This window comes from Pontixanthobacter aquaemixtae, from assembly GCF_009827395.1.
Taxonomy (GTDB): domain Bacteria; phylum Pseudomonadota; class Alphaproteobacteria; order Sphingomonadales; family Sphingomonadaceae; genus Pontixanthobacter; species Pontixanthobacter aquaemixtae.
Genome location: NZ_WTYX01000001.1, coordinates 668,507 through 694,352, shown reverse-complemented (window position 1 = coordinate 694,352; position 25,846 = coordinate 668,507). Strand labels below are relative to the sequence as shown.

Annotated in this window: 29 protein-coding genes and 1 tRNA gene; 12 read left to right on the top strand and 18 right to left on the bottom strand. The window is 58.4% G+C overall.

The window, feature by feature from the left end; translation table 11 throughout:
- Positions 1 to 64: 64 nt before the first annotated feature.
- The 3 genes from GRI41_RS03440 to aspS all read right to left on the bottom strand — a co-directional run bounded on the left by GRI41_RS03440 (position 65) and on the right by aspS (position 3,197).
- Positions 65 to 301: an acyl carrier protein gene (locus tag GRI41_RS03440; protein WP_160603382.1), complete on the bottom strand. Its 237-nt coding sequence runs from the start codon at positions 299 to 301 to the stop codon at positions 65 to 67.
- Between the two features lie 88 nt (positions 302 to 389).
- Positions 390 to 1,268, bottom strand: coding sequence for a tetratricopeptide repeat protein (locus GRI41_RS03435; protein WP_160603381.1), 879 nt, complete (start codon positions 1,266 to 1,268; stop codon positions 390 to 392).
- A 135-nt stretch (positions 1,269 to 1,403) separates the two neighbouring features.
- Positions 1,404 to 3,197, bottom strand: a complete 1,794-nt coding sequence (gene aspS, locus GRI41_RS03430; RefSeq protein ID WP_160604599.1) for an aspartate--tRNA ligase — start codon at positions 3,195 to 3,197, stop codon at positions 1,404 to 1,406.
- A 169-nt stretch (positions 3,198 to 3,366) separates the two neighbouring features.
- On the opposite strand from aspS, the gene GRI41_RS03425 reads away from it, so the two are divergent.
- From GRI41_RS03425 to GRI41_RS03410, 4 genes are all read left to right on the top strand, one after another.
- Entirely contained in the window at positions 3,367 to 3,810 is a 444-nt protein-coding gene (locus GRI41_RS03425) for a hypothetical protein (protein WP_160603380.1), read from the top strand.
- A gap of 165 nt (positions 3,811 to 3,975) precedes the next feature.
- Complete coding sequence (rnd, locus tag GRI41_RS03420; RefSeq protein WP_160603379.1) at positions 3,976 to 5,205, top strand: ribonuclease D; 1,230 nt, start codon at positions 3,976 to 3,978, stop codon at positions 5,203 to 5,205.
- Complete coding sequence (locus tag GRI41_RS03415; RefSeq protein WP_160603378.1) at positions 5,205 to 6,101, top strand: hydrogen peroxide-inducible genes activator; 897 nt, start codon at positions 5,205 to 5,207, stop codon at positions 6,099 to 6,101. The genes rnd and GRI41_RS03415 overlap by 1 nt, the downstream gene beginning before the upstream one ends.
- Positions 6,102 to 6,211: 110 nt before the next feature.
- Positions 6,212 to 6,574, top strand: a complete 363-nt coding sequence (locus tag GRI41_RS03410) for a PilZ domain-containing protein (protein ID WP_160603377.1) — start codon at positions 6,212 to 6,214, stop codon at positions 6,572 to 6,574.
- A gap of 13 nt (positions 6,575 to 6,587) precedes the next feature.
- Here the strand turns inward: GRI41_RS03410 and pgsA are convergent, their stop codons facing one another.
- Entirely contained in the window at positions 6,588 to 7,196 is a 609-nt protein-coding gene (gene pgsA / locus GRI41_RS03405) for a CDP-diacylglycerol--glycerol-3-phosphate 3-phosphatidyltransferase (RefSeq protein ID WP_160603376.1), read from the bottom strand.
- Positions 7,197 to 7,339: 143 nt separating this feature from the next.
- Here pgsA and GRI41_RS03400 point away from each other — a divergent pair, with 143 nt between their 5' ends.
- Complete coding sequence (locus GRI41_RS03400; protein WP_160603375.1) at positions 7,340 to 8,671, top strand: MFS transporter; 1,332 nt, start codon at positions 7,340 to 7,342, stop codon at positions 8,669 to 8,671.
- A gap of 9 nt (positions 8,672 to 8,680) precedes the next feature.
- Here the strand turns inward: GRI41_RS03400 and GRI41_RS03395 are convergent, their stop codons facing one another.
- Positions 8,681 to 8,872 (bottom strand): hypothetical protein, encoded by a 192-nt coding sequence (locus tag GRI41_RS03395; RefSeq protein WP_160603374.1) that lies wholly within the window; start codon positions 8,870 to 8,872, stop codon positions 8,681 to 8,683.
- Positions 8,873 to 8,990: 118 nt separating this feature from the next.
- Entirely contained in the window at positions 8,991 to 9,401 is a 411-nt protein-coding gene (locus tag GRI41_RS03390; protein WP_160603373.1) for an EVE domain-containing protein, read from the bottom strand.
- Positions 9,402 to 9,571: 170 nt separating this feature from the next.
- On the opposite strand from GRI41_RS03390, the gene GRI41_RS03385 reads away from it, so the two are divergent.
- From GRI41_RS03385 to GRI41_RS03365, 5 genes are all read left to right on the top strand, one after another.
- Positions 9,572 to 11,242, top strand: coding sequence for a putative bifunctional diguanylate cyclase/phosphodiesterase (locus tag GRI41_RS03385; protein ID WP_160603372.1), 1,671 nt, complete (start codon positions 9,572 to 9,574; stop codon positions 11,240 to 11,242).
- A 104-nt stretch (positions 11,243 to 11,346) separates the two neighbouring features.
- Positions 11,347 to 12,153: a diaminopimelate epimerase gene (dapF, locus tag GRI41_RS03380; RefSeq protein ID WP_160603371.1), complete on the top strand. Its 807-nt coding sequence runs from the start codon at positions 11,347 to 11,349 to the stop codon at positions 12,151 to 12,153.
- Positions 12,150 to 13,334 (top strand): MiaB/RimO family radical SAM methylthiotransferase, encoded by a 1,185-nt coding sequence (locus GRI41_RS03375; protein ID WP_160603370.1) that lies wholly within the window; start codon positions 12,150 to 12,152, stop codon positions 13,332 to 13,334. The genes dapF and GRI41_RS03375 overlap by 4 nt, the downstream gene beginning before the upstream one ends.
- Positions 13,331 to 14,254 (top strand): signal recognition particle-docking protein FtsY, encoded by a 924-nt coding sequence (gene ftsY / locus GRI41_RS03370; RefSeq protein WP_160603369.1) that lies wholly within the window; start codon positions 13,331 to 13,333, stop codon positions 14,252 to 14,254. Before GRI41_RS03375 ends, ftsY begins: the two co-directional genes overlap by 4 nt.
- The gene (locus GRI41_RS03365; RefSeq protein ID WP_160603368.1) at positions 14,254 to 14,910 is read left to right on the top strand and encodes an inner membrane-spanning protein YciB; all 657 of its coding nucleotides are present in this window, start codon (positions 14,254 to 14,256) and stop codon (positions 14,908 to 14,910) included. The genes ftsY and GRI41_RS03365 overlap by 1 nt, the downstream gene beginning before the upstream one ends.
- Before the next feature lie 95 nt (positions 14,911 to 15,005).
- Here GRI41_RS03365 and GRI41_RS03360 read toward each other — a convergent pair whose 3' ends face one another.
- The 10 genes from GRI41_RS03360 to GRI41_RS03320 all read right to left on the bottom strand — a co-directional run bounded on the left by GRI41_RS03360 (position 15,006) and on the right by GRI41_RS03320 (position 23,263).
- The gene (locus GRI41_RS03360) at positions 15,006 to 16,931 is read right to left on the bottom strand and encodes a potassium transporter Kup (protein WP_160603367.1); all 1,926 of its coding nucleotides are present in this window, start codon (positions 16,929 to 16,931) and stop codon (positions 15,006 to 15,008) included.
- Positions 16,932 to 17,048: 117 nt separating this feature from the next.
- Positions 17,049 to 17,699 carry a tetratricopeptide repeat protein gene (locus GRI41_RS03355; RefSeq protein WP_160603366.1) on the bottom strand — a complete coding sequence of 217 codons (651 nt, stop codon included), beginning with the start codon at positions 17,697 to 17,699 and terminating at the stop codon, positions 17,049 to 17,051.
- Positions 17,696 to 18,088 carry a cytochrome c-type biogenesis protein gene (locus tag GRI41_RS03350; protein WP_235901135.1) on the bottom strand — a complete coding sequence of 131 codons (393 nt, stop codon included), beginning with the start codon at positions 18,086 to 18,088 and terminating at the stop codon, positions 17,696 to 17,698. Before GRI41_RS03350 ends, GRI41_RS03355 begins: the two co-directional genes overlap by 4 nt.
- 101 nt (positions 18,089 to 18,189) lie before the next feature.
- A complete protein-coding gene (locus GRI41_RS03345; protein ID WP_160603364.1) occupies positions 18,190 to 18,720 on the bottom strand; it encodes a DsbE family thiol:disulfide interchange protein in 531 nt (176 codons plus the stop codon).
- Positions 18,717 to 20,663 carry a heme lyase CcmF/NrfE family subunit gene (locus GRI41_RS03340; protein WP_160603363.1) on the bottom strand — a complete coding sequence of 649 codons (1,947 nt, stop codon included), beginning with the start codon at positions 20,661 to 20,663 and terminating at the stop codon, positions 18,717 to 18,719. The genes GRI41_RS03345 and GRI41_RS03340 overlap by 4 nt, the downstream gene beginning before the upstream one ends.
- A complete protein-coding gene (gene ccmE, locus GRI41_RS03335) occupies positions 20,660 to 21,127 on the bottom strand; it encodes a cytochrome c maturation protein CcmE (protein ID WP_160603362.1) in 468 nt (155 codons plus the stop codon). Before ccmE ends, GRI41_RS03340 begins: the two co-directional genes overlap by 4 nt.
- Positions 21,124 to 21,264: a hypothetical protein gene (locus GRI41_RS14220; protein ID WP_202388644.1), complete on the bottom strand. Its 141-nt coding sequence runs from the start codon at positions 21,262 to 21,264 to the stop codon at positions 21,124 to 21,126. Before GRI41_RS14220 ends, ccmE begins: the two co-directional genes overlap by 4 nt.
- Entirely contained in the window at positions 21,264 to 21,986 is a 723-nt protein-coding gene (gene ccmC / locus GRI41_RS03330; protein ID WP_160603361.1) for a heme ABC transporter permease CcmC, read from the bottom strand. The genes GRI41_RS14220 and ccmC overlap by 1 nt, the downstream gene beginning before the upstream one ends.
- 53 nt (positions 21,987 to 22,039) lie before the next feature.
- Positions 22,040 to 23,104 carry a Leu/Phe/Val dehydrogenase gene (locus GRI41_RS03325; protein ID WP_160603360.1) on the bottom strand — a complete coding sequence of 355 codons (1,065 nt, stop codon included), beginning with the start codon at positions 23,102 to 23,104 and terminating at the stop codon, positions 22,040 to 22,042.
- Between the two features lie 82 nt (positions 23,105 to 23,186).
- Positions 23,187 to 23,263, bottom strand: a tRNA-His gene (locus GRI41_RS03320).
- Positions 23,264 to 23,470: 207 nt separating this feature from the next.
- On the opposite strand from GRI41_RS03320, the gene GRI41_RS03315 reads away from it, so the two are divergent.
- Positions 23,471 to 24,103, top strand: a complete 633-nt coding sequence (locus tag GRI41_RS03315; protein WP_160603359.1) for a prolyl hydroxylase family protein — start codon at positions 23,471 to 23,473, stop codon at positions 24,101 to 24,103.
- Positions 24,100 to 24,642 (top strand): MOSC domain-containing protein, encoded by a 543-nt coding sequence (locus tag GRI41_RS03310; RefSeq protein WP_407985506.1) that lies wholly within the window; start codon positions 24,100 to 24,102, stop codon positions 24,640 to 24,642. The genes GRI41_RS03315 and GRI41_RS03310 overlap by 4 nt, the downstream gene beginning before the upstream one ends.
- A 51-nt stretch (positions 24,643 to 24,693) precedes the next feature.
- Here the strand turns inward: GRI41_RS03310 and rpmE are convergent, their stop codons facing one another.
- Complete coding sequence (rpmE, locus tag GRI41_RS03305) at positions 24,694 to 24,921, bottom strand: 50S ribosomal protein L31 (protein WP_160603358.1); 228 nt, start codon at positions 24,919 to 24,921, stop codon at positions 24,694 to 24,696.
- A gap of 437 nt (positions 24,922 to 25,358) precedes the next feature.
- Entirely contained in the window at positions 25,359 to 25,838 is a 480-nt protein-coding gene (gene fabZ / locus GRI41_RS03300; RefSeq protein ID WP_160603357.1) for a 3-hydroxyacyl-ACP dehydratase FabZ, read from the bottom strand.
- Between the last annotated feature and the right edge of the window lie 8 nt (positions 25,839 to 25,846).

Genomic DNA, 25,846 nt, shown 5'->3' with positions numbered 1-25,846 from the left:
CGCTAGCCGCCTGCAAGACAAGCCCAGCTAGACTGGTATCGGGCGAGCGTAGCGGGATCCGGGCTTAGCCCTTGTGCTCTTCGATGTACTTCGTAGCATCGCCGACGGTTGCGATCTTTTCAGCCGCATCGTCTGGAATTTCCACGCCGAATTCTTCTTCGAACGCCATGACCAGCTCGACAATGTCGAGGCTGTCTGCGCCAAGATCATCGATGAAACTCGCTTCCTGAGTTACCTTGTCGGCTTCGACACCTAGGTGCTCGACAACAATCTTAGAAACGCGATCTGGAGTATCGGACATATTTTCCCTCTCGATTTGGGGGTTAGAAACTTTCCTGTCGCCCTAGTGAACAGCGGGCCTTGTGGCAAGAGGGATACGTTCGCATTCCCTACTCTTCATAATGCGCGGCAAGCTGGCGATCAGCGCGATACCGGTCCGCAATCCGCCGCAGCCCCGATATGGGGTATTCCTTGCCCGGTTCAACCTCCAGCGCCCTGCGGTAATAGGCTTTTGCGGTTTCCAGCTCACCCTGCCCTTCGGCGCACAGCCCCACATTGAACAGGACTGACACATGTTGCGGATTGGCCGCTTCAAGCGCGGAAAACGCCTCGCAGGACGCGTGAATGTCGCTCTTTGTCAACCGAACAGCGTTTCTGAACGCACGCCCGTCTTCGCGGCTCAACCCCTTGCGGCTTTCCAGAATGCGGATTTGTTCGTTGCGATGAAAAGGGGCGAAAGCATAGCGGACACGGCCCGCATATTGCTCGACCAGATTTTGCGCCATCGTATCGACCGACGGAGCCGAATAATCATCGGTGCAATGGCGTTCTTTGTTGGTTACCCGGTCCCGCATACTATACAGCTCAGCACCGTCTCTGGCGATCAGCCGCACATCGGGCATGACGCTGACGGCAATCTCGTAGCAGTCGTAGAAGCGCACCTTTTCGCGGATGCATTTGCGATCATCATCGCGTTCTTCGCATTTGGTGACCTTTTTGGCTTCGAGTTCGGTCTCAACCACTTCCAGCCCGGCGGCACCGCGCAGGACCGCATCCACATCGTCTCCACGCGTCGGATAAAGGCGGAAATAGGGTTCGCCCTCAATCACCGCAGCCTCCAGCGCGTCGGTGATCGCGAAACTCAGCGACGCACCCTTGTCACCGCCAAAATTATCAACCGCAATCGTGTTGACCGCCGCGGCGGCATCGCTTTGCGCCGGATAAATCCCGGCGACCGGCAAAGTCTCTGCCGAAGCCGATGGGACCACTGCCCCTGCGCCCAAAGCTAAACCGCAAACAAAAGCCAATTTCGCCGAGAATCGAAGATTCACGTTTTCCCTCCCCCAATTTCACTCAGCCTAACGACTGAACGGGGGGCGTTTAATCACCGCTGAATGTTTGATTCAACCCTGTTCACCAGCTGGCTTGGGCGGTTCGACCACGCGGATATGGACATCGCGCAGCTGAGCATTCGATACTTTGCTTGGCGCGCCCATCATCAGATCCTGCGCTTTCTGGTTGAGCGGGAATGCGATGACTTCGCGAATGTTGGGCTCATCGGCGAGTAGCATTACGATCCGGTCGATACCCGGCGCCGAACCACCATGCGGCGGTGCGCCCAGCTTGAACGCCTCGATCATGCCGCCGAATTCCTTATCGACGGTCGTATTATCATAGCCAGCGATTTCAAAGGCTTTGTACATGATTTCCGGCTTGTGGTTCCGGATTGCGCCGCTGGACAGCTCATAGCCATTGCAGACGATGTCATATTGCCATGCCAGAATATCGAGCGGGTCCTGCGTTTCCAGCGCTTCCATCTCGCCTTGCGGCATCGAGAACGGGTTGTGGCTGAAATCGACCTTCTTCTGCTCTTCATCATATTCGAACATCGGGAAATCGACGATCCAGCAGAATTTGAAGCAGCCTTGCTCGATCAGGTCGAGTTCTTCGGCAACACGGGTGCGCGCTGCGCCCGCCAGCTTGGCAGCCTCTTTCTCCTTGCCAGCAGCAAAGAACAGGCCGTCATCATCGCCAAGTCCAAGCTCGTCATAGAGCGTTGCCATCAGATCAGGGCCATGGTTTTTGGCAATCGGACCGCCAAATTCGCCTCCTTTGCGTGTGACATAACCAAGCCCGGCAAAGCCTTCACCGCGCGCCCAATTGTTCATATCATCGAAGAACTTACGGCTTTTCTCGTTGGTTTTTGGCGCAGGCACAACGCGAACCACGCCGCCGCTGCCAACAATCTTCTCGAACAGGCCAAAGCCCGATTTGGTAAAGTGGCTGGTGACATCCGAAATCAGCAGCGGATTACGCAAATCGGGCTTGTCCGAGCCATATTTCAGCATCGCTTCCTTATATGGAATACGAGGGAATTCACCAGCTGGCGTTACGCTCTTTCCGTCTGCAAATTCTTCAAACACGCCCGCGAGCACAGGTTCGAGCGCCTGGAAAACGTCTTCCTGCGTCACAAAGCTCATTTCCAAGTCGAGCTGGTAGAATTCGGGGCTGCGATCGGCGCGCAAATCTTCATCGCGAAAACATGGCGCGATCTGGAAATAGCGATCAAAACCGCCAACCATCAGCAGCTGTTTGAACATCTGCGGAGCTTGCGGAAGCGCATAAAAGCTGCCCGGATGCAGACGGCTTGGCACCAGATAGTCGCGCGCGCCCTCCGGGCTTGAAGCCGCCAGAATGGGCGTCTGGATTTCGTTGAAACCCTGATCGGTCATGCGCCGGCGGATCGATGCAATAACCTGACTGCGCAGCATGATGTTCTTGTGCATCGTCTCGCGCCGCAGATCGACGAAGCGGTATTTCAGGCGGATTTCCTCCGGATATTCCTGCTCCCCTGCAACCGGCAGCGGCAATTCATCGGCTTTCGATTGCACTTCGACGCCGCGCGCAAAAACTTCGATCTCACCGGTTGGCAGATTGGCGTTCACCGTTTCGCCAGCGCGCGCCTTCACTTCACCATCAATGGTGACCACGCTCTCGACACGCAGCCCGTCCAGAATTGGCAAAGCAGGCGAATCTTCGTCCGCGACAATCTGCGTCAGGCCGTAATGGTCGCGCAAATCGACGAACAGAACGCCGCCATGGTCGCGTTTGCGGTGGACCCAGCCCGAAAGACGAACGGTTTCACCGACATTTGCCTTGGTCAAGGCGGCACAATTGTGGGTGCGATAGGCGTGCAAGGTCATGGTTCAGTGTATCTCAGAATAATGGAGGAGAGCGCTCGAACGCTCCGGTCGTGGGTCCACTAGCGACTTGCGGAGGCTTCGTCATCCCTTTTGCCATCAATGATCCGTTTTACCCTCGATTGGCGCTGAAGCATGCGTGGCCCATCAAACGGAAGGTAAGCCCATGCGACCATCGACACTTCTTCTGGCGATCAGCGCCAGCCTGACCATTTCGGCGTGCAACGATTCGGGAACTGTCACCGAAGAACCCGAAGAGGCGCTTTCGACGCCTGATCCGTTGGCCCAATTGCGCGAAACCGCCACATGCTGGGTCGCGGCGGATCGTTCGGCCAAGGTTTACGATACTCTCGCCGAAACCGCATCCGATCCGGTGGAGCAAGAAGAGATGCGCGCTAACTCTGATTCAGCAAGCAAGGTCAAGCAATGGTACGATAATCGCGCCGACGAACTGAAAGACGCACTTGATATGGATTATGACGAATTGCAGGTCATCGCCGGTGAAGTCGAAGCGGAATATGAGCAGACTCTCGACAATGAAGGTTTCGAGGCAATGGCGCTCAAAGCCGCACGGCAACTTGACCAGTGCCGCGCCGCGACCGAAGGCTGACCGCGCCGCTCGTTTTGGCCGGTGTTGCCCGCATGCATCTGACATGTGGGTAGCGTAAACATGAGTCTACAATCGTTCATTCTTTCTCGCTATTGCAACTCGCGCGCAGCGTAACAGGACGCGCGAGAGGCGGCACTCCGCCCGACTGACTGACTGAAAGAAACGATGAAAATACATGATCTGATTACGACGACCGAAGCGCTCGATGCGCTGGTCGCACGCCTTGCCCAATCCGAATTCGTCACGGTCGACACGGAATTTATGCGCGAGAACACCTATTGGCCCGAACTGTGCCTGGTACAAATCGCCAATGATAAAGAAGCCGCCGCGATTGACCCGCTGGCCGATGGGATCGACCTTTCCAGCCTGCTCGAATTGCTCACCGATAATGAAGATGTGCTCAAGATCTTCCACGCGGGCGGGCAGGATGTGGAGATTATCTACAACCTCACCGGCAAAACCCCGCATCCGATTTTCGACACGCAAATCGCGATGATGGCGATCAGCCAGAGCGAACAGATCGGATATGCCAATCTGGTCGAAAGCTGGCTCGGCACGACAGTCGATAAGGGCGCACGCTTCACCGATTGGAGCCGGCGCCCGCTGACAGACCGGCAGATCGAATATGCCATCGGCGATGTGACATATCTGTCCGAGATTTTCCCCAAAATGCTCAAGAAGCTGATCAAGACCGGCCGCGGCGGATGGCTCAATGCGGAGATGGAGAAACTCGCCGACCCCGAAAATTATCGCAATGATCCCGGGCAGTCGTGGAAACGCATCCGTTCGCAGGGCCGCAATCCGCAGGTTCTCGGGCGGTTGAAAGCGCTGGCGGCGTGGCGTGAGGGCGAAGCGCAGCACAAGGATATTCCGCGCGGCCGCATCATGCGTGACGAGACATTGGCCGATATCGCATCGCACCCGCCCAAGAAGCAGTCCGATCTCGCCAAGGTCCGCGGCCTGTCCAATGCCTGGCGCGAAAATGACATCGGCAAGCGGATGATGAAAGTTCTGGAAGACGCAGAACCGCTGCCCGCCGAGGAAATGCCATCGAAAAACAAGCGCGGCGCCCCGCTTGGCAAAGAAGGCGCGCTGGTGGCCGATCTGCTCAAGCTGTTGCTCAAGATCAGGGCCCGCGAGCTTGACGTGGCAAGCCGGCTATTGACCAAATCAAACGAGATGGAAGCGCTCGCCGCAGGTGTCCGTGATCTGCCGATCCTCAAAGGCTGGCGTTATGAAGTGTTCGGAAAAGACGCTCTTGAACTGGTCGAAGGCAAAACCGGATTTGCTGTCAAAGACGGCAAGCTGGTGATGAGCCATATTGACGATATGCACGCCGGTATGATGGACGCGGCGAATGGCGCTGCAGACGATCAGGCAGCCGCAGCAGAATAGTGAGCACCTATCTGCCCACCATCAAGCAGCTGCAGTATCTGGTTGCGCTGCATGAGCATGGCCATTTCGGCCGCGCGGCCGAGGCCAGCTTTGTGTCGCAATCAACGCTGTCCGCCGGGATACGCGAGCTTGAGACGCTGCTCGGCGTGACATTGGTCGAACGCAGCCGCCGCGTGGTCAGATTCACCCCGCTGGGCAATTCGGTGGTCGACAAAGCGCATCGCCTGCTGCGCGAGGCCGAAGAACTGAGTGCTCTGGTCCAAGCATCGGGCAAGCCGCTATCGGGCGAATTGCGGATGAGCGTCATCCCCACGATCGCGCCTTTCTTCCTCCCGCGCATATTGCCGCGTTTGCGCAAAGAGCGCCCTGCCCTGAAACTGTATCTGCGCGAGGAAACCAGCGCCGACGCCATCGAGTCATTGCATCACGGGCGCGCGGATTGCGTGTTGCTGGCCCTTCCCTTTGCGACCGGCGAAGTGGATTTTGAACATATTGCGGACGACAAGCTCTATGTCGCTTTCCCGCGCGACAAGCCGAGCGATCTGCCCGAGAGCATTCCGCCATCGATGATCGATGAAGGGCAGTTGTTGCTGCTCGAAGACGGTCACTGCCTGAAAGAACACGCCTTGGCTGCGTGCAACCGCCCGGAGCTAAGTTCCAGCGCAACAATGATCGGAACCAGCCTGCACACGCTGGTGCAGATGGTCGACAACGAATTGGGTGTGACGATGCTTCCGCAAATGGCCATCGATGCGGGAATTTTGCACGATACCGAAGTCATTGCCCGCCCGCTGAAAGCGACCAATCCGAGCCGCGAAATCGCCCTCGTCTGGCGCAAGAATTCGCCGCGCGAGGAAGAATTCCGGTTGCTATCGGAAGAACTGCGGACCGGGTAAACACAATTGCGCAATGGCGTTCGCGCCGAGGAAGCCCCGCCCGTCAATTCACGTTTTATTTGTAAATTTCGCGCTACGTATATCCGGCTAGGACAAAAAGGGGCCAGGTTATGCGTTCGTACAACCGATTCAGAACCGATCAGGAAATCGAATGCCGGATAGGCGGCAAAGACCTCATCGTATCGCTTTATAACTTGTCGTGCGGCGGCTGCATGATCGAAACCAGCGATGACGCGGCCGAAGAAGGCGCGGAAGTGGAACTGTCGCTAACCGGTAAAACAACCATCCCTGGCCGTATCGTCTGGCGTTTGGGCAAGAATACCGGGATCAAATTCGATCTGCCGCTGCACCAGAAAATGGTCGAGCATTTCGGATATAGCGACGAGGAAGATTTTGATCGCAATGACCCTCGCGATCGCTTTGGTATTCCGCTGGTGGATATCCGCCCGGTTGCAGCGGGCATGATCGAATAAGATCTGCCTTGCCTCAATCCATATGCTTGAGGCCGACGCGCAAATAATCCCAACCGGTAATCAGCGTCAAAATCGCTGCGCCCCACAGGCTGCCGAGGCCGACCAAATGTATCCATTGTTCAGACAAGGGCCGCGCTGCATCTTCCAGCAATACCGGCGGGGGCCCGTGGACCGCACCGCCAAAGATCAACGCACCCAGAGAAAGCAGCTGCAAGGTGGTTTTCCACTTGGCCAGCTTGGTAACCGGCACGGACACTTTTACCTCCGCAAGAAATTCGCGCAGGCCGGAAACCGCAAATTCCCTGATCAGAATGATCAAGCCGGCGATCACGTGCAAATCACCAACATAGGGACCGCGCAAATAGCCCTGTGCGGTCAATACCAGAATCACCGCGGCAACCATGATCTTGTCGGCAATCGGATCGAGGAAGCTGCCCAGTTTGGACACTGCGCCGCTTGCACGTGCAATATAGCCGTCGAAATAGTCGGTAATGGCCATCAGCGCATAGAGTAGCCAGGCAAGGCCATAGCCAAGCCGCCAGTCAGGCCACCACAACAGCGCCACCAGCAAGGGCACCGCGACAATCCGCGACAAGGTCAGGATATTGGGCAAGCTCAACATATCCCCGCCTTAGCCGAGCTTGGCGAGAGGCAAAAGGCTCTCATTGCCCTTGTTCACCCCTGTTGCCCCTTGTTCAACGCTTTCAATCGGGTAGAGCCTGAACCGCAACCGGTTTTTCGCCGGGCAGTTTGGGATGGGGACTCATGACAACAACGACGCATCTTCTGCACCGCAGGCGTTTCCTCCCCTTGTTCGTCACCCAATTGTTCAATGCTTTCAACGACAATCTCTACAAGAACGCGATGGTCCTGTTCGTCGTGTATCAGGTGTATAATTCGCCCAGCACCGAAGGCATTTTTAGCGCGGTCGCATCGGGCCTTTTCATTCTACCGTTCTTTGTTTTGTCGGCACTGGCCGGACAATTGGCCGATATGCGCGACAAGGCCGCGATAATCCGCACGGTGAAGGCCTGCGAAATAATCCTGATGCTGATCGGCGCTGCGGGGCTTTATCTCGCCTGGAATGGCATCGCGGTGAACGAAGTGGCGATCCCCTTACTGATGCTGGCCCTGTTTCTGACGGGTGTACAATCGACCTTTCTTGGCCCGATCAAATACGCAATTTTGCCGCAGCATCTGAAGAAGGATGAAGTTCTGGCCGGTACCGGGCTGGTCGAAGCGGGCACTTATATCGCTATCCTAGCGGGCACGATTCTGGCGGGGTGGATCGATGTTAAATATGCCGCTGCCGGCATCATCATCACCGCCATTATCGGTTATTTCGTCAGCCGGCAGGTCCCCGACGCGCCGCCGCTGGGCAATGCCGAAAGCAAGCTGGACTGGCATTTGATCCGCGCTTCGAAAAACTTGATCAGCGAAACGATGCACAACCGCGAGGTATTCTATGCCATTCTGGCGATCAGCTTCTTCTGGACTATTGGCGCGGTGCTGTTCATCCAGTTTGTTCCGCTGGCCAAGAATGTCATCATGGCCGAACCTGCCGTCGCCAGCCTGTTTCTGGTGACTTTCTCGATCGGTGTGGCGATTGGTTCGGTGTCGATCAACAAACTGCTCAAAGGCAAGGTTTCGGCAAAATACGCGCCGGTTTCGGTGATCGTAATGGGGCTGTTCGTTGTCGCGTTTTATTTCGTGACCCGTCTGTGGGCCGCCGACCAGCCGACCGAATTGCTTGGCGTTGCCGAATTTCTGGCATGGCCGATGGCGACATTCCTGCTGCTGTGTTTGCTGGGCATCGCCGTGGCCGGGGGCATGTTTGTGGTCCCGCTTTACGCCTTCCTGACGACGCGCGTGGCCCCCGAACAGGCTGCGCGGACAATCGCCGCCAACAATATCGTCAATTCGGGGGCAATGGTGGTCGGTTCGCTCGCAGCAATGCTTCTCAATGTGATCGGCCTGTCGATACCCGAGCAGCTATTGCTCAGCGCGGCAATGTGTCTGGTGTCCGCCTGGCTCGGGCAGCGGCTCTACAAAGCAGAGCAGGACGCAGCGGACGCGCCAATCGAAATGGAGATCTGAAGCAGCGCTTCAGCTGATAAAGATCGAAGCCGCGACAAAGCAGCCGATATAGGCCGCAAAAAACCCGCGAATGTCATCGCGCGTCAGTCGCAGTTTCGGGCGGGCAGCGGCGGCTGGTTCACCCGACCGGATATGTGGTGGAAGCGAAGCCAGGAATGGATGCCCAGCGGTTTCATCTGTAAGAACAAGCGACCTTCTCATGACGCCGCTGTTAACGCATTGCTAACCATCGCGCGCGGCCCGATTGGCGACCGTCGCACGATGGGACATTAAGCATTCCGGTTATTCATCGCGCTTAACCGGCGAAACCGTTCGGGCGCTAAAGCCCCGCCATTTTAAGGATATGATCCCATTCGGCAGGGCGCACTTCGCTCACCGACAGGCGCATCAGCTTGACCAGTTCCGTTTCCGACAGCGCAGGATCGGCCTTGATCTGCTTGAGCGTGACAGTCTTTGGGAGTTTCTGCTTCGGAACCACTTTGACCGCCGCCCATTTGCCGGTCGGATCGGTTGGATCGGTAATTCCGGCAACGCTCACTTGCGCAATGCCGACAATCTCCAGCCCGATATTCGAGTGGTAGAAGAAGACCTGATCGCCAACTTCCATGGCGGCGAGATTGTTCTTGGCGCGGTGATTGCGCACCCCGTCCCACGTGCCCTCCTCCTCTGCAACCAGATCGTCCCAGCCATAGACGTTGGGTTCTGATTTCATCAGCCAATATCGGGCCATTGCGAAACTCCGGTATATCTTGGGTGTGAGCCGCCCGTTCCCTAGCGCGCCAGCCGCGCAAGCGCCACTTGGCTTAGAAGTGTAATTAACGGCTTATTTAACAAGCTCCGCCATAGCGGTGATCCTCTCGAAACAGGGGAAGTTCCGGTTCGTCACCGGTTGGTGCACTTATGGCAAGCAACAACGCGCATATCACCAAGGCGAAACAACGCATCGAGCGTGACGTTGTCGCGCTGGGTATCGCGGTTGCGGCCATCCTCATGTTCATCGGAACCGGCGGTTCGGTTTTACCGCAAATTGTCCGCAATTGGATGTCCGGCGCCGAGGGACCAAACAATCTGATCATTAACGCACTGCTTCTCAACATCGCGCTGATCATCTTCGGTATGCGCCGGTACCGCGAATTGATCGTCGAGATCGAGCAGCGCCGCCAAGCCGAGAAGACGGCGCAGGCACTGGCGGAAACAGATCCGCTGACCGGATGCCTTAACCGGCGCAGCATCATGCCCGCCACAAACACGCTGATCGCCGATAATTCCGCAGATCGCAGCGCCGTGGCGTTTCTGATGGTTGACCTCGACAATTTCAAACAGATCAACGATCTCAACGGGCACAAGGTCGGCGATCAGGTGTTGGTGAATGTTGCTGACCGGATGCGCGAAGTAATGCCCAAAGACGGGCTTGTCGCGCGACTGGGCGGTGACGAATTTGCCTGCGTTTTTTCGTTTGATAACGCCGCCCCCGACACCGTGGACCAACTCGCCGCGCGGCTCATCTCGCGCGTTGCAAAGCCGCAGGAAATCGACGGCGTCACCATTGAAATCACCATGTCGGTGGGGATCACCACTACGGCGCAGGACATGCCCAAGCACAAGGAAACGCTTGGCGGCGAAGAATTGATGCACCGCGGTGACATTGCGATGTACCACGCCAAAGGCCGAGGGAAGAACCGGTATTTCTGGTTCGAAGCCTCGATGGAAAATGAACTGCGTTTCCGCAACGAACTGGAATCGGGTATTCGCCGCGGCGTCACAAAGGGTGAATTTGTCCCCTATTACGAACAGCAGGTGGACATCGACACTGGCGAAATCGTTGGTTTCGAAATGCTCGCGCGGTGGAATTCGCCCGAGCTGGGGCTAGTCAATCCGACCGTTTTCATCCCGGTTGCCGAAGAAATCGGGCTGATCGCAACACTGTCCGAACAGCTTATCGAGCAAGCCTTTGTCGACGCGAAGGAATGGGATCCCAAGCTGTCATTGTCGGTCAATATCTCGCCGGTCCAGCTTCGCGACCCGTGGTTCTCGCAGAAATTGCTCAAACTGCTGGTCAAACACAGCTTCCCGCCAAGCCGGCTGGAAATCGAGATTACCGAAAGCTGCATCCACGAGAATATCGGCGTGGTGCGCTCGATGATCACCAGTCTGAAGAACCAGGGCGTGCATATCAGCCTGGACGATTTCGGAACCGGCTATGCCAGCCTCGCCCAATTGCGTTCCTTGCCGTTTGACAGGCTGAAGATCGATCGCAGCTTCGTTGGCGAGCTCAATGAGAAAAACGCCAGCGAGAAGATCGTCAATGCCATCATTTCGCTGGGCGATGGCCTTGAAATGCCCATCACCGCCGAAGGGATCGAAGACACGAAAATACTCGAAGCTTTGCGCGGCAAAGGCTCGATGAAGGGTCAGGGATACCATTATGGCCGTCCCGAAGATTCAGAGGCCGTGCGCAGGCGTTTGCGGGCGAAAGGCTTGCTGGTGGTACCGGCGGAAGCGGCGCAGGAAGATACCGGAAAAACCGCGCATGAAGAGTCGGAAGAGACAAGCAAGCGCAGCAGAGCGTAAGGTCTTTGTCGCTGCCTGATCCGGCATAACGGCCCGCCGCGAAACCCCAAGATACCACACCGCCACTGGACGTTGGCCCCGGCGATGCATAAATGCGCTGGGTGATGCGTGTTCCCTTCATCAAGATGCACGGCCTCGGCAATGATTTTATCATTCTCGATGCGCGCGAGGCCCAACTGCCCGATTTGAGCGAGCAAACCGCCGCGGCGCTGGCCAACCGGCGCACGGGAATTGGCTGCGATCAGTTGATCTTGCTCGAGACATCCGATGCAGCTGATTTCCGCATGCGCATATTCAATTCCGATGGCAGCGAAGTCGAAGCATGCGGCAACGCTTCGCGTGCGGTGGCTTTGATGCACGGTGAACGCGCCTGCGTGGAAACCGATGGCGGTATTATTACCTTGTCGCCCACCAATAGCGGTGCGCGGGTGGATATGGGCGAGCCAGCTTTCGAATGGGACGCGATCCCGCTCGACTATGCGATGGATACCGCTGCGATGCCAGTTTCCTGGGAAATGCTGGCCAATCCGTCCGCGGTCAATGTCGGCAATCCGCATGTGGTTTTCTTCGTGCCCGATTGCGAAGCAGTGCCGCTCGACCGGCTTGGCCCTGAAATCGAGCATGATCCGCTGTTTCCCGAACGGATCAATGTCAATGTTGCGGATGTGCGCGATGGCGCCATCAATCTGCGCGTGTGGGAACGCGGCGCAGGTTTGACCCGCGCCTGCGGCACCGGCGCATGCGCCACCGCTGTTGCGGCGCTGAAACGCGGTCTGGTGACGTCTCCTGTGACGGTCAATTTGCCCGGCGGCGCGCTGACGATCGAATGGTCCGAAGGTAGCACGATTGTGATGGAAGGCCCCGCGACAGAGGCGTTTCGCGGATCATTTGAATGGGCAGACTACGCATGACCCGTTCCGCAAACGCCGAAGTGATATCGCTTGGTTGCCGCCTCAACATATCGGAGAGCGAGCAGATCAAGGCGATGCTGGGCGGTGACGATGACATCGTGGTGATCAACAGCTGCGCGGTAACGATGGAAGCGGTGCGGCAGACGCGGCAAGCCATCCGCAAGGCGCGCAAGGCACGCCCCGATGCGCGATTGCTGGTAACCGGTTGCGCAGCCGATATCGAGCGCGAGCAAATCGGCAACATGCCCGAAGTCGATGGGTTAATCGCCAACACCGCCAAGCTCGATCCGCGTGCGTGGAATGTGCCGGTCGACACCGCGCCTGCTGTTCCCAGCCGGACGCGCGCTTTCGTCACCGTACAAAATGGCTGCGACCATGCCTGCACTTTCTGCGTGATCCCGCAGGGGCGCGGAAAAAGCCGGTCGATGACAGTCGCGCAAGTGCTGGCGCAGGTCGAAACACATCTGCAGCAAGGCGCCCCCGAAGTGGTGCTGACCGGCGTCGATGTCACATCCTGGGGCCATGATCTGCCCGACACACCTGCGATGGGCACCATGGTGCAGGCCGTGCTCGACAATTTTCCGCAGCTACGCCGTTTGCGCATGTCTTCGCTCGACGGGATAGAGATCGATCCACTGCTGGAGGATCTGTTTGCGCAGGAACAGCGGCTGATGCCGCATCTCCATCTCTCGCTGCAGCATGGGCACGATATGATGCTGAAACGCATGAAGCGCCGCCATTTGCGGCACGATGCAGTGGCCCTGGTCGAGCGATTGAAAGCGCGCCGGCCGAACATCGCGATCGGGGCTGACCTTATCGCCGGTTTCCCGACCGAAGACGAGGCTATGCATGCCCAGAACCGTTCCATCATCAAAGAGCTCGATATCGTCCACGGCCATATCTTCCCCTATTCGCCCCGCCCCAACACGCCCGCGGCGCGCATGCCGCAGCTTGACCGTAGCGTGATAAAGCACCGCGCGGCTGAGCTTCGCAGCGATGTTGCCGCGCGGCGCGACGCATGGCTGGAAACTCAAGTGGGTAAGCCGCTGACGGTCCTCGCAGAGCGCGACGGAACCGGCTATGCGCCCAATTTCGCGAGAGTGGCGGTTCCCCAAGGCACTGCGCCGGGGACCATTCTCACCATCACGCCAACCGCTTTGGATAAGGGCTTGCTGCAATGAGCGAGATGAGCTGGAAAGACCGTCTGTTTGGCGGGTTCCGCAAAACGTCAGAGCGGCTTTCGACCAATCTTACCGAGGTGGTTGGTACTGCCAAGCTCGATGACTCGACGCTCGACAATGTCGAAGACGCGCTGATCATGTCGGATCTCGGTCCGTCTGCCGCTGCGCGCATTCGCGCCAAACTGGCGGAGAAGAAATTCGGCCTCAACATCACCGAGACCGAACTGAAAGAAGCCGTGGCGGAAGAGATTGCCGAGATCCTGCGCCCGGTTGCTGTTCCCATTGAAATCACCGCTTTCCCCCGCCCGCAAGTTTTGTTGGTGATCGGGGTGAATGGCAGCGGCAAAACCACCACAATCGCAAAGCTGGCGCATTGGTTTCAGGAAGATGATTACGGTGTCATGCTGGCCGCTGGCGACACGTTTCGCGCCGCGGCGATCAGGCAGCTGGCGACTTGGGCGGAGCGGATAGACGTGCCGATCATTCGCGGGCCAGAAGGCGGCGATCCGGCCAGCATCGTGTTTGATGGGGTTAAAGCCGCAACCGAACAGGGTATCGACGCTTTGGTGGTCGATACTGCGGGCCGCCTGCAGAACAAGCGCGAATTGATGGATGAGCTTGCCAAAATTCGCAAAGTGCTTGGCCGCCTCAACCCCGAAGCGCCGCATGATGTGGTTCTCGTGCTCGATGCGACCAACGGGCAAAACGCGCTTGCCCAGATTGACGTATTCAAGGAAGTCGCCGGCGTTACCGGCCTGATTATGACCAAGCTCGATGGCACCGCGCGCGGCGGCGTTCTGGTCGCCGCGGCCGAGCAATATGGTTTGCCAATCCACGCGATTGGCGTGGGTGAGAAGATAGACGATTTGCGGCCTTTCGATCCCGATCTGGTTGCCAAAGTGATTGCAGGAGTGGCCTGATGGCTGACGAAAAACCGCCGGTTAAGCCCAGCTCGTCCGGCTGGCTCAATGTGCTGGTCGATTATGGCCCGTTGCTGGTGTTCCTCGCGGTGTACAAATATTACTCACCCGAAGAGACCTCTCCGGGCGGAGAGATTATCGCCATTATCTATGGCACAGCAGCCTTTATGATTGCAGCGGTCACGGCGCTGCTGTTCTCGAAATTCCGGCTGGGCAAAGTTTCGCCGATGCTGATGTTCTCGACAGCCCTGATCGTTGGCTTCGGCGCGCTGACGATTTTTTTCGGCGATCCTGTGTTTGTCCAGTTGAAGCCGACGATCATCTATTCGGTATTCGGCGCCGCTTTGCTGATCGGCTATTGGTGGAAAGGCAAAGCGCTGCTCAAAGTGCTGCTAGAGGCCGCGTTTGAAGGGCTGAGCAACGAAGGCTGGCTCAAACTTTCGCGCAATTGGGGGTTCTTCTTCTTTGCCCTCGCCGCGCTCAATGAAGTGCTGCGCGCGCAGCTAAGTTTCGAAAGCTGGCTCTGGGCGAAATTCTGGGTGTTTATGCCGCTGACCTTCCTCTTCACATTCAGCCAAATTCCGATGCTGTTGAAGCACGGATTGAATGTCGGTGAGGAGGATGATGTGATCAAGGACGAGCCGCCAACGGCATAGCCATAACGCGTCATCCCAGCGAAGGCTGGGATCTCAAGCAGCGAAGTACGACCTGGAGACCCGAGACCCCAGCTTCCGCTGGGGTGACGTGCTAATCAAATCCGTACCTGACTGCCCAGCTCAACAACCCGGTTGGTCGGCAGACGGAAGAATTCCATCGCAGTCGCCGAATTGCGCAGCATCCACGCAAAAATCTTCTCGCGCCAGATCGGCATCCCCGGTTTCTCTGACGGCAGCAGCGTTTGCCGCGACAGGAAGAAGCTGGTCTGCATCATATCGAATTCGCCGCCGCACACGGCCATGTTCTTCAGACCTTCGGGCACATTGGTTTCTTCCATAAAGCCGTAATGCAGCACGGCGCGGAAGAAGCCGTCGCCCAAATCGTGATATTCGCAGCGCGCATTGGGATCGACATAGGGTATTTCGGCGATCTCGATGGTCAGGATCACCACCCGCTCATGCAGCACCTTGTTGTGCTTGATATTGTGCAGCAGCGCAGAGGGAACCCCGCCCTTGGCCGATGCCATGAAGATCGCGGTTCCGGGAACGCGGGTTGCGCTGTTCTTGGCCGATTTGGCGAAGATTTCCATCGGCAGCGAGACTTCGCTCATCCGTTCGCGCATCAGCTTGCGGCCGCGCGCCCAGGTGGTGAGTAAGGTGAAAGCGACAAGGCCGACCACCAATGGGAACCAGCCGCCATCGGGTACCTTGGCAAGGTTCGCGGCGAAATAGGCCCCGTCAACGATCAGGAACAGCAGCACCACCGGCGCGGCGTACCACCATTTCCATTTCCACACCCCGACCAGCAATACCGCCATCAGCAGCGTATCAATCGTAACCGCGCCGGTTACCGCGATGCCATATGCGCTCGCGAGGTTGGAGCTGTTCTGGAACGTCAGCACCAGAATGATCACCGCGATCATCAGCGCCCAGTTGACCACCGGAATGTAAATCTGGCCGCCTTCGGTTTCGCTGGTGTGGCGGATCGACAGGCGCGGAATATAGCCCATTTGCATCGCCTGATGGGTGATCGAGAATGCACCCGAAATCACCGCCTGACTGGCAATGAAAGTGGCGAATGTGGCGAGGAACACCAGCGGCAGACGCCATTGTTCGCTTGCGAGGAAAAAGAACGGGCTCTGGATCGCCTCTGCCGCCTGATCGGTGGGCAATCCGATAATCATCGCGCCCTGCCCGAAATAGTTGAGCAGCAGGCATGGCATTACAAAGCCGAACCACGAAAGACGCATCGGACCGCGCCCGAAATGCCCCATATCCGAATAAAGCGCCTCGGAACCGGTTACCGCCAGCACCACCGATCCCAGCGCTAGAAAGGCGGTAAAACCGTCGAGAAAGAAGAAATTCACCGCGTAATAGGGGTTGAGCGCCCACAGGACTTCAGGGGTCTGGAAAATCTGCCATGCGCCCATGCTGGCAATCACGGTGAAATAGACGATCATCACCGGCGCAAACAGCGCGCCGACCTTTGCAGTGCCCCGCTTCTGCAGGACAAACAGGAAGATCAGCAGGACCAGCGCAATCGGAATAACGAATCTATCAAGCCGGTGATCGACCACGGTCAGGCCTTCAACTGCGGACAGCACCGAAATTGCGGGCGTAATCATGCTGTCGCCGTAAAACAGCGAAGTCGCAAACACGCCCAGAAGCACTGCCATCCAGCCATATTTTGACCGGCCGATATGGCGCGAAATAAGCGCAACCAGCGCGAGCGAGCCGCCCTGCCCCTTATTGTCCGCGCGCATCAGGATCGTGACATATTGGATCGCCACGACCAGCGTCATTGACCAGAAGATCAGGCTGACCACGCCCAGCACATGCGCTGCATCCAGCGCAAGCGGGTGCGGCCCAACAAAAGTTTCGCGGAAGGCATAAAGCGGACTGGTGCCGATATCGCCGAACACAATGCCGATAGCACCCACCGCGAGCGCCGCTTTCGAGGCGCTATGGCCAGTCTGCGAGCCCGGAGGCGGCTGAACGGTATGTGTTGAGGCTTTTGCCATGAAATTCGGTATCCCGCTTGCGCTTAAGGATCGTCCCTAATTGGCGCGCAATCAATCACCACTCGAAAGGCGGCGGCAACTAGCAGCAACCAATGTAAGGGGCAACACGCATGATGATCACTGTTCCACCACAGGAACAGGCCCGCCCATTTGCGCCAGAAGCTCGTCCAGCCGCGTCAGGCGGTCTTGCAACGGCGCTGCCCATTCGGCCCCCTCTGGCGCATTTTCAAGCAATTCCGCCCAAATTGCGCGGGTTTCCATCGGTTTGCCCGAACGCAGCAGCCCAACGCCAAGGAAATAGGCCGGTGCAGGATGGCCTGGCTGCACTTTCTCCGCCTCGGCAAAGGCATAGAGCGCGGCGGGGGTGAGCGATCCATTGGCGTGTTCGATCAGCGCATTGCCCAGCGCGACCCATGCCTCGATATCATCGGGATTTTCGTCAACCGCATTGCGAAGCATATTGGCCGAATCCTCGAACTGGCCGTTGCGCGCGAACCCGTCGGCCACCGTCACCCAGCGCGATGGAACACGGTCACGCCCGAAGAAATCACGCCGCGCTTCGACAATGGCTTCGCTATTGGCGCTCGCGACCGGCGCGTTTTCGGTCGGAGCCCCCGCATATCCCGGCGATCCTTGCAGCGCATAGCCGGCAAGACCGAACACCAGCGCCGCGCCAAACAGCGCCCAGCCCGATTTGGGCAGGTGCAGCAGCCATGCGGCAATCACGAACGCCGCTAGCGCGAGGATCAGTATCGGCAGCCAGCTCATGCGGATTTCCTCAGGCGCCGCCAGATCAACGCGCCGGCAACCAACATCAGCAGCAAGGGAACCGCAAATAGCGGCCAGGTGGTTTCGCTAACCGATGGGGCGTAGCTGACATAATCGCCATAGCGTTCGACCAGCCACGCGCGGATCGCCTCCGGGTCTTCGCCCGCAGCAATGCGGCTGCGCACCTGATGGCGCATATCGCCCGCCATCGGCGCATCGCTATCGGCAATCGACTGGCTTTGGCATTTGAGGCAGCGCAGCGTCTCCATCAGCTCCTGCGCGGCCTGTTCCTGCGCCGGATCTTCGAGCTGCTCGTAAGCCAGCGGTGCCGGGGGGAGCGATTGCTGGGCTGACAGTGGTTCAGGAACGAGAATCATGATGGCCAGCATCGTCATTCCCGCGAAAGCGGGAATCCAGAGCGATCTAGCAATACGCCACACTGGATTCCCGCTTTCGCGGGAATGACGGGAGGTTGTATATGCTTGGCCGTTCATCCTCCTGCCTCCGCCAGTTTTTCCAGCAACATCGGCACATGTTCCGCGCGGACATCGCCGATATGCTGGTAGACAATGATACCGTCGCCATTGACCACGAAAGTCTCCGGCACGCCTGACGAACCTATGCTCAATTGCAAATTGGACAGATCGTCCTTGCCGATTTTGGAATAGGGATTGCCGTGCTGCGCAAGGAAGCGCGCGACATCTTCAGGACGGTCGCGGATTGCAACGCCGACAATATCAGCCCCCTCGCGCTTCAACCTGTCGAGATGCTCGGCCTCGGCAATGCAGGGAAGGCACCAGCTCGCCCAGATATTGAGAAGTTTCGGCTTGCCGTCTTTCAGGTCAGAAATCGTCAATCCGGGCCGATCGGCATGCGCCGGGGGAAGATCGAATTCGGGCACCGGCTTGCCGATCATGGTACTTGCGATGAATTCGTCCTTCGGCTGGGTCAGCTGATAGGCCGCCAATCCGGCAAATCCGAAGAATAGCCCAAGCGGGATCCAGAGCCATGCTTTGTTCATGCGGCCACCTCCGCAGCGCGATCGGCCAGACGCGATTTGACATAGCGGCGCTTCAAATCACTCTTCAGCCTACCAATCAGCGCCAGCAATCCGCCCAGCGCAACCAATATCCCGCCATACCAGATGAAAGTCACAAAGGGTTTCCACCAAAGCCGCAATTGCCACCGGCCATCGGGTGCCTGATTGCCGATCACCGCGTAAAGCTGGCCATTCCACCGCGTTGCCAGCGTGCTTTCGGTGGTTTCTTGCGGCGGCGCCCAGAAATTGCGCGCTTGCGGGGTCAGGATAACCGCATCGCCGCCGTCATAACGCGCTGCAAAACGCCCCTGGATCGCGGTCCAGTTGGGTCCGGCCACAGGCTCTACATTTTCCAGCGTCACCGTCCACGGCCCGACTTGCGCGCTTTCGCCAACCGGCACCGCGGCCAGTTTTTCTTCGGAGAAGGCGGTTTCGCTCGCCATTCCGAACAGCGCCACTGCCAGGCCGAAATGCGCGACCACCATGCCCCATGTCGCAATCGGAACGCGGAGCAGATTGCGGCCCCTGAGCGGCAGGAAGCTGGCGATCGCAAGCCCGATTGCAATGCTCAGCCCCAGCACCGGCAAAATCCCGTAAGAGCCCAGAACCACGACCAGCGCCAGCACCGCAAGCATGATCGCCGCGACAATCGCCAGCGAATTCTTGATCCGGCCCAGACTATCGCCGCGCCAGCGCAGCAGCGGGCCAACGCACATCACCAGCAGCATCGGAATCGTAAAAATCGCGCCCACCGGATTGAAATAGGGAGGGCCGACAGAGACACGCACGTCGAACGCTTCGGTCAGCAGCGGATAGAGCGTGCCGAGCAGGACAATCCCGAGGATCGCGCTGAGCATCACATTGTTGATTACCAGGGCGCCCTCGCGGCTGGTCACGCGGAAACGCTCGCCTTCCGCCACTGTGGCCGCGCGCAGCCCGAACAACAGCAATGCACCGCCGATATAGAGCACCAGCAAGAACAGGATAAATGTCCCGCGCTCCGGATCGACGGCGAAAGCGTGCACGCTGGTCAAAATGCCCGACCGGACAAGGAACGTGCCGAGCATCGACATCGAAAATGCCACCACGCCGAGCATGATCGTCCATGTCCGCAATGCATCGCGTGCGGCGAGAACGCCGACCGAATGGAGCAAAGCGGTCGCGGCAAGCCACGGCATAAGCGATGCATTTTCGACCGGGTCCCAGAACCACCAACCGCCCCAGCCGAGCTCGTAATAGGCCCAATAGCTGCCTGCCGTGATCCCCAGCGTCAGGAATATCCACGCGCCCAGCACCCACGGCCGCATGGCGCGGGCGAAAACGGGATTGACCTGCCGCGTTACCAGCGCGCCGACGGCAAAGCTGAAAGCGACAGAAAGGCCGACATAGCCGAAATACAAAGTCGGCGGGTGGAATGCGAGGCCGATATCCTGCAGCAAGGGATTGAGGCCTCTGCCCTCCAGCGCGGGCATGGGCAGGCGCTCAAACGGGTTCGAGCTCAGCAGCAGAAATGCATAGAAACCCAGCCCGACAAAAGCCTGCGCCGCAAGCGTTGCCAGCATCGTTTTTTCGGGCAAACGCCGTTCCGCCAGCGCGATCAGACCACCCGCCAGCGCCATCACCGTGATCCACAGCAGCATCGAGCCTTCATGATTGCCCCATGCCCCGGCCAGCTTGAAAACCATCGGCTTGGCCGAATGCGAATTGGTTTCGACCAGCTTGACCGACAGATCGGTGACCGCAAACAGATAAAGCAGCATCAAAAAGGCGAAACCCGCCAACAAGCCCTGCAAAATCGCCGCCGGGCGCACCAGCTTTGCCAGTTCCCCGCCTTCGTCGCGCAGCGCCAGCGCGCCCGCCACCAGTTGCAAGACCGATAAAGCAGCCGCCAGCCACAAGGCGGTCAGGCCGAGTTCGGCAATCATTGGGAGGTTTCCAGCGTTTTGAGCGTCTCGTCGGCCGAATGCTGCTGCATATCCTGCAATTCGCGCGGGACGTAATTCTCGTCATGCTTGGCAAGCAATTGTTCGGCAATGAAAGTGCCGCCTTCATCCATCCGTCCGTCGGCTACTACGCCCGACCCTTCGACAAACAGATCGGGCAAAATGCCGGTATAGCGAACCGGCACCGTCGCGCTTTTCATATCGGTCACGGTGAAAGCCACGGTCACACCGTCTTCCAGCGTGGAGAGCGAGCCTTCCTGAACCATTCCGCCCAGCCGGATCAGCTCGCCCGGCTTGGGCGGATTGGCGGCGATCTGGTCTGCAGTGTAGAAATAGCTCGCCTCGTTGCGCAGCGCATACGATGCGAGCAGCCCTGCCCCGATAATGGCGACCAGCGCGATAGCCAACAATACCAACCGCTGATGCTTGGGTTTCAGCGCGCTCATTTGCGTCTCGCCTGCTCGCGGCGTTTTTCCGCGCGCCGCATGGCCATCACACTCCAAATGACCAGCGCCAGCGTCGCGACAATGCCAATCGCATAGGTTGCGATCACGAAATCCATCTGATCGAGACCTTCGCGCATCACCCGTTCTCCATCGCTTTGCGCCGCAGCCGTGCCTCGGTTTGCATATCGGCCAGCAGCGCGCGCATCCGCGCCAGTACAACGCCTGCAAAAATCAGCGAGAAGCCCAGCACGGAAATCAGCATCGGAACCAGAAAGGTGCTGTCGATCGCGCTTTTGCCAATCGTGATGCTGGGGGGCTGATGCAGCGATTGCCACCATACGACCGAACGATTGATGATCGGGATATTGATCGCCCCGACCAGTCCGAAAATCGCGGTGATGCGGCTGGAACCGCCTTCGCGGTCAATTGCCTGGGCCAGCGCGATATAGCCGAAATACAGGAACAGCAGGACCAGCATCGAGGTTACGCGCCCGTCCCACACCCACCAAGTGCCCCATGTTGGCCGCGCCCAGAGCGATCCGGTTACAAGACAGATTGCGGTGAACACCGCGCCGGGAAGCGCAGCGGCCCTTGCCGCGATACTCGCAAGCGGATGCCGCCAGACAAGGAAAACGAGGCTGGAAATGGCAATCGCGGTCCAGCCGCCCATGCCCAACCATGCCGATGGCACATGAATGATCAGGATCCGCACGGTATCGCCCATCAACCTGTCAGGAGGGAGATAGAAAAAGCCCCAGATCACCGCGATGCAAGCGAGGATGCCCCCGCTCACCATCAGGAGCGGAGTCAGCCACTTTGCCAGCGACAGAAAACGTTTGGGATTCGCAAAGCCGTGCATAAGAATTGAGCCTCAGCTTTGGCAGGCCGTCACCTTGCTCGCAAGTGAAAGCGCTATCGACCGATCAGCTTCTGCGCCATCCGGTCCGCCACGGCATCGGATGACACGCCGGAGCTGTCGCTTTCCTGCCAGATTTCTTCGAGCCTGCCGGGGATCTGCGCGATCCGCTTGCGCACCTCGTTGATGTCGCAGGGAGTGCCGTCTTTCTTGCACAGATATTCCATCGCCACGCTGATGATCCCGCCGGCATTGATCACATAATCAGGCGCGTAAAGAATGCCGCGATCGGCAAGCATCTGCCCGTGCCCCTGCCGCGCAAGCTGGTTGTTCGCGCCGCCTGCGACAATCGGCGCATCAAGCCGCGCAATGCCTTCATCATCCAGAATCGCGCCCAGCGCGTTGGGGCTGAACACATCGCACTGCACGCCCATAATCGCGTCGGGCGCGGCAAATTCACCGTCAAGCTCGCTCGCCAGCGCTTTGGCGCGATCTTCATTGATGTCGGACAGCGTCAGTTTTGCACCGTCATGCGCCAGCAGGCGCGCAACGCCGCCGCCCACGCTGCCAATTCCTTGAATCGCGACATGCACATTTTCGACCGAATCCTTGCCCAGCTTGTGCTGCACGGCCGCCTTGATCCCGTGATAGATACCCATCGCGGTAAACGGGCCAGGATCGCCGCCTGCGGCATCTTCGCCCGAAACGGGCAAGCCGGAGACAAACCGGGTGCGCTGTGACACCGCAACCATATCCGCTTCGCTGATGCCGACATCTTCGGCTGTGACATATCGTCCATCCAGCGCATCAACCGCATCGCCAAAGGCAGAGAGAATTTCGGGGGTCTTGCTGGGATCCTTGTCCGCCAGAATCACCGCCTTGCCGCCGCCCATAGGCAGACCGGCCATCGCGTTCTTGTAGCTCATCCCGCGGCTGAGGCGCAGAACATCACGGATCGCGTCCTTCGGTTCGGGATAGTGCCAGAAACGGGTGCCGCCCGCGCCGGGGCCAAGATGCGTGGAATGCAACGCGATAATCGCGGTCAGGCCCGATGCGCGGTCATGGACAAGCTGCACAAGCTCGTGATCGTCAAAATCCGGTTCGGTCCAGAACGCCGTCATCGTCAAAGCCCCGCCTCATTAGGGAACGCTACCGCGCCGCAGAATCGGGCGCGTTGTTTCGACGGCAATTTCGGGAAGATAATGGGGCGACCGAGGGAGCTCGAATCCCCGACCTCCGGTACCACAAACCGGCGCTCTAACCAACTGAGCTACGATCGCCACATATCCAGCCCGCTTCTTCGAAAGAAAGCCGTGCTGACGGGCCTGTTAGCCCCACACGCCGCGCGGTCAAGCCGCTTCCGAACCGGGCGCGAGCCAATTGCATAGGTTTGGCAGTTTGGGAAGCGAAAACTGTCAAAACCCGGCTCTTACGCAAGATTATTTCACACCTTGCGAAGTCTTGCCCGCTGGTGTTCATTGTTTTTGATGGATCGGACGGGCGAATCTTGGGCGGAAAAGCTGCTATCGCGCAGCGGGGTGCAACGCGTCCCCTCGCCAAAGGCCGAAATATACCAGCTTCGCGGATTCGTTCCCCCTGATCTGTGCCAGCGGCTGATCGCGCGGATTGATGCAGAACGCCGCCCTTCGACCATTGCCGACGACAATGGCGACCAATATTTCCGCACCAGCGAAACCTGCGATCTGGCGCCGGAAGTTGCCTGCGTGGTGGAGATGGAGGCGTTGCTCGAAGGCCTGTCAGGCATCGACCCCAAATTTGGCGAGCCGTTGCAGGGCCAGCGTTATGATGTGGGGCAGGAGTTCAAACCGCACACCGATTATTTCGCGCCAGATGGCGAGGATTATGCCCGATATTGCACCATTTCGGGCCAACGGACATGGACTTTCATGGTCTATCTCAACCCGGTCGAGGCTGGCGGCGGCACGCGCTTCAAGGCGATCAACAAGATTTTCAAGCCCGAAACCGGCAAGCTTTTGTGCTGGAACAACAGGCGGGCAGATGGCCGCGTCAATCCCAACACGCTCCATCACGGGATGAAAGTGCGCAAGGGGCTGAAATATGTCCTGACCAAATGGTACCGCGAGAGGGAATGGGGGTGATCGCGCCATCTGTCATCGCAGTCGCCAAAGATGGAACGCATCGCTTTTCCAAAGAGGTTGTCGAGGAAATCACCATCCGCGCTGGGCTTGGCGTTGAGGGCGACGCTCACGCGGGCGAAACAGTGCAACACCTCTCGCGCGTTGCGGTCGATCCAATGCAGCCCAATCTGCGCCAAATTCATTTGATCCACACAGAATTGTTCGACGAGCTGCGCGGCAAGGGATATGACATCGCATCCGGCGATCTAGGCGAGAATATTACCACGCGCGGGATCGACCTGCTCGGCCTATCGCGCGATACATTGCTGCATATCGGTGAGAGCGCAGTGCTGCGCGTTACCGGCCTTCGGAATCCTTGCAAGCAGATCGAGAATTTCCGTACCGGGCTGCTTGGCGAGATGGTCGAGAAATCGCCTGAAGGACTGATCCGTAAAGCAGGGATAATGAGCGTGGTAGTTGCCGATGGAGTCATTCGCGCTGGCGACGCCATTTGCGTCGAAGCAACAGGCCGCGGGCATATTCCATTGGAGCGCGTATAGAAAAGGGCGGCCCCGCGGGACCGCCCTTCTCTATTTTTATGCCTGCGAGGCTTATTTCTTCTTGAGCGAAAGACCGCCGAAACGCTGGTTGAATTTGGCCACGCGGCCGCCTTCTTGAACTTGCTGACGGCCACCGGTCCATGCGGGGTGGCTTGTCGGGTCGATTTCAAGCGACAGAGTGTCGCCTTCGCTGCCCCAGGTAGAGCGCGTCTGAAACTCAGTACCATCGGTCATTTTGACCGTGATCATGTGGTAATCGGGATGTCCTTCGGCCTTCATGGCATATGTCCTTTATAGCTTGTGCCCGGTTCCGACCGGACGCGCTGTTGTTCGGAAAGCGCGCCGCTTAGTTGGTCTTGCTTCGGAAAGCAAGACCAACCTCGCTGGATTCTTTGTTTTGCCTCAAGCGCCGAAGAGTTGTTTGTTTGGTCCCTCAGTCGCCGGGCGCTGGCCATCCGGCCAGCTTGGCTACCTTGCATAAGCTCGGGCGGCCGTACAGGTGGCCTTTGGCCGTCTGGGCCTTCGGCTTCGACTCCGGCCTTGCGGTCAGCTAGTCGCTGACCGGATCAGCGCAATACGGAACATTCCAAGCCATCGACATTTGGTCTGGACCTTGGTCGCGGCAGCCAAAGGGCCAAGCGGCCCGCCCGAGCGTTAGCGAGGACAGCCAAGGAACGCGGATGCGTTCCGCCCGGCGACTGAGGGTCTAAAACAAATCAGCTAGGCGGATCGGCGATCATCGCGGTGAATTCGACCTGGCAAGTCACTTTGCCTTCCACGCTGGCCACGCCTTTGAACTTATAGACGCGGCTGCGTTTCTGGACGAATTCGACATGCATATCGAGCAGGCAGCCCGGCGTTACCGGCGAACGGAATTTGGCGTTCTCTATGCCCATAAAGAACACCAGCTTGCCGGTTCCTGCCAGCTCCAGCGTCTCTATGCCAAGGATCGCGGCGGCTTGCGCCATCGCCTCGATCTGGAGCACGCCGGGCATGATCGGTGCGCCCGGAAAATGGCCTTGAAAAAACTCTTCGTTGAAGGACACCGCCTTCACCGCATGAATTTTCTCGCCTAATTCCAGCGACTTGACGCGGTCCACCAAAAGCAGCGGGTACCGGTGAGGCAGGGCCTTGAGTATTTTTTGGATGTCATATGCGGCGCCATCATTCTCTTTGGCGCCTGATTCACTACTCATTGCCCCGT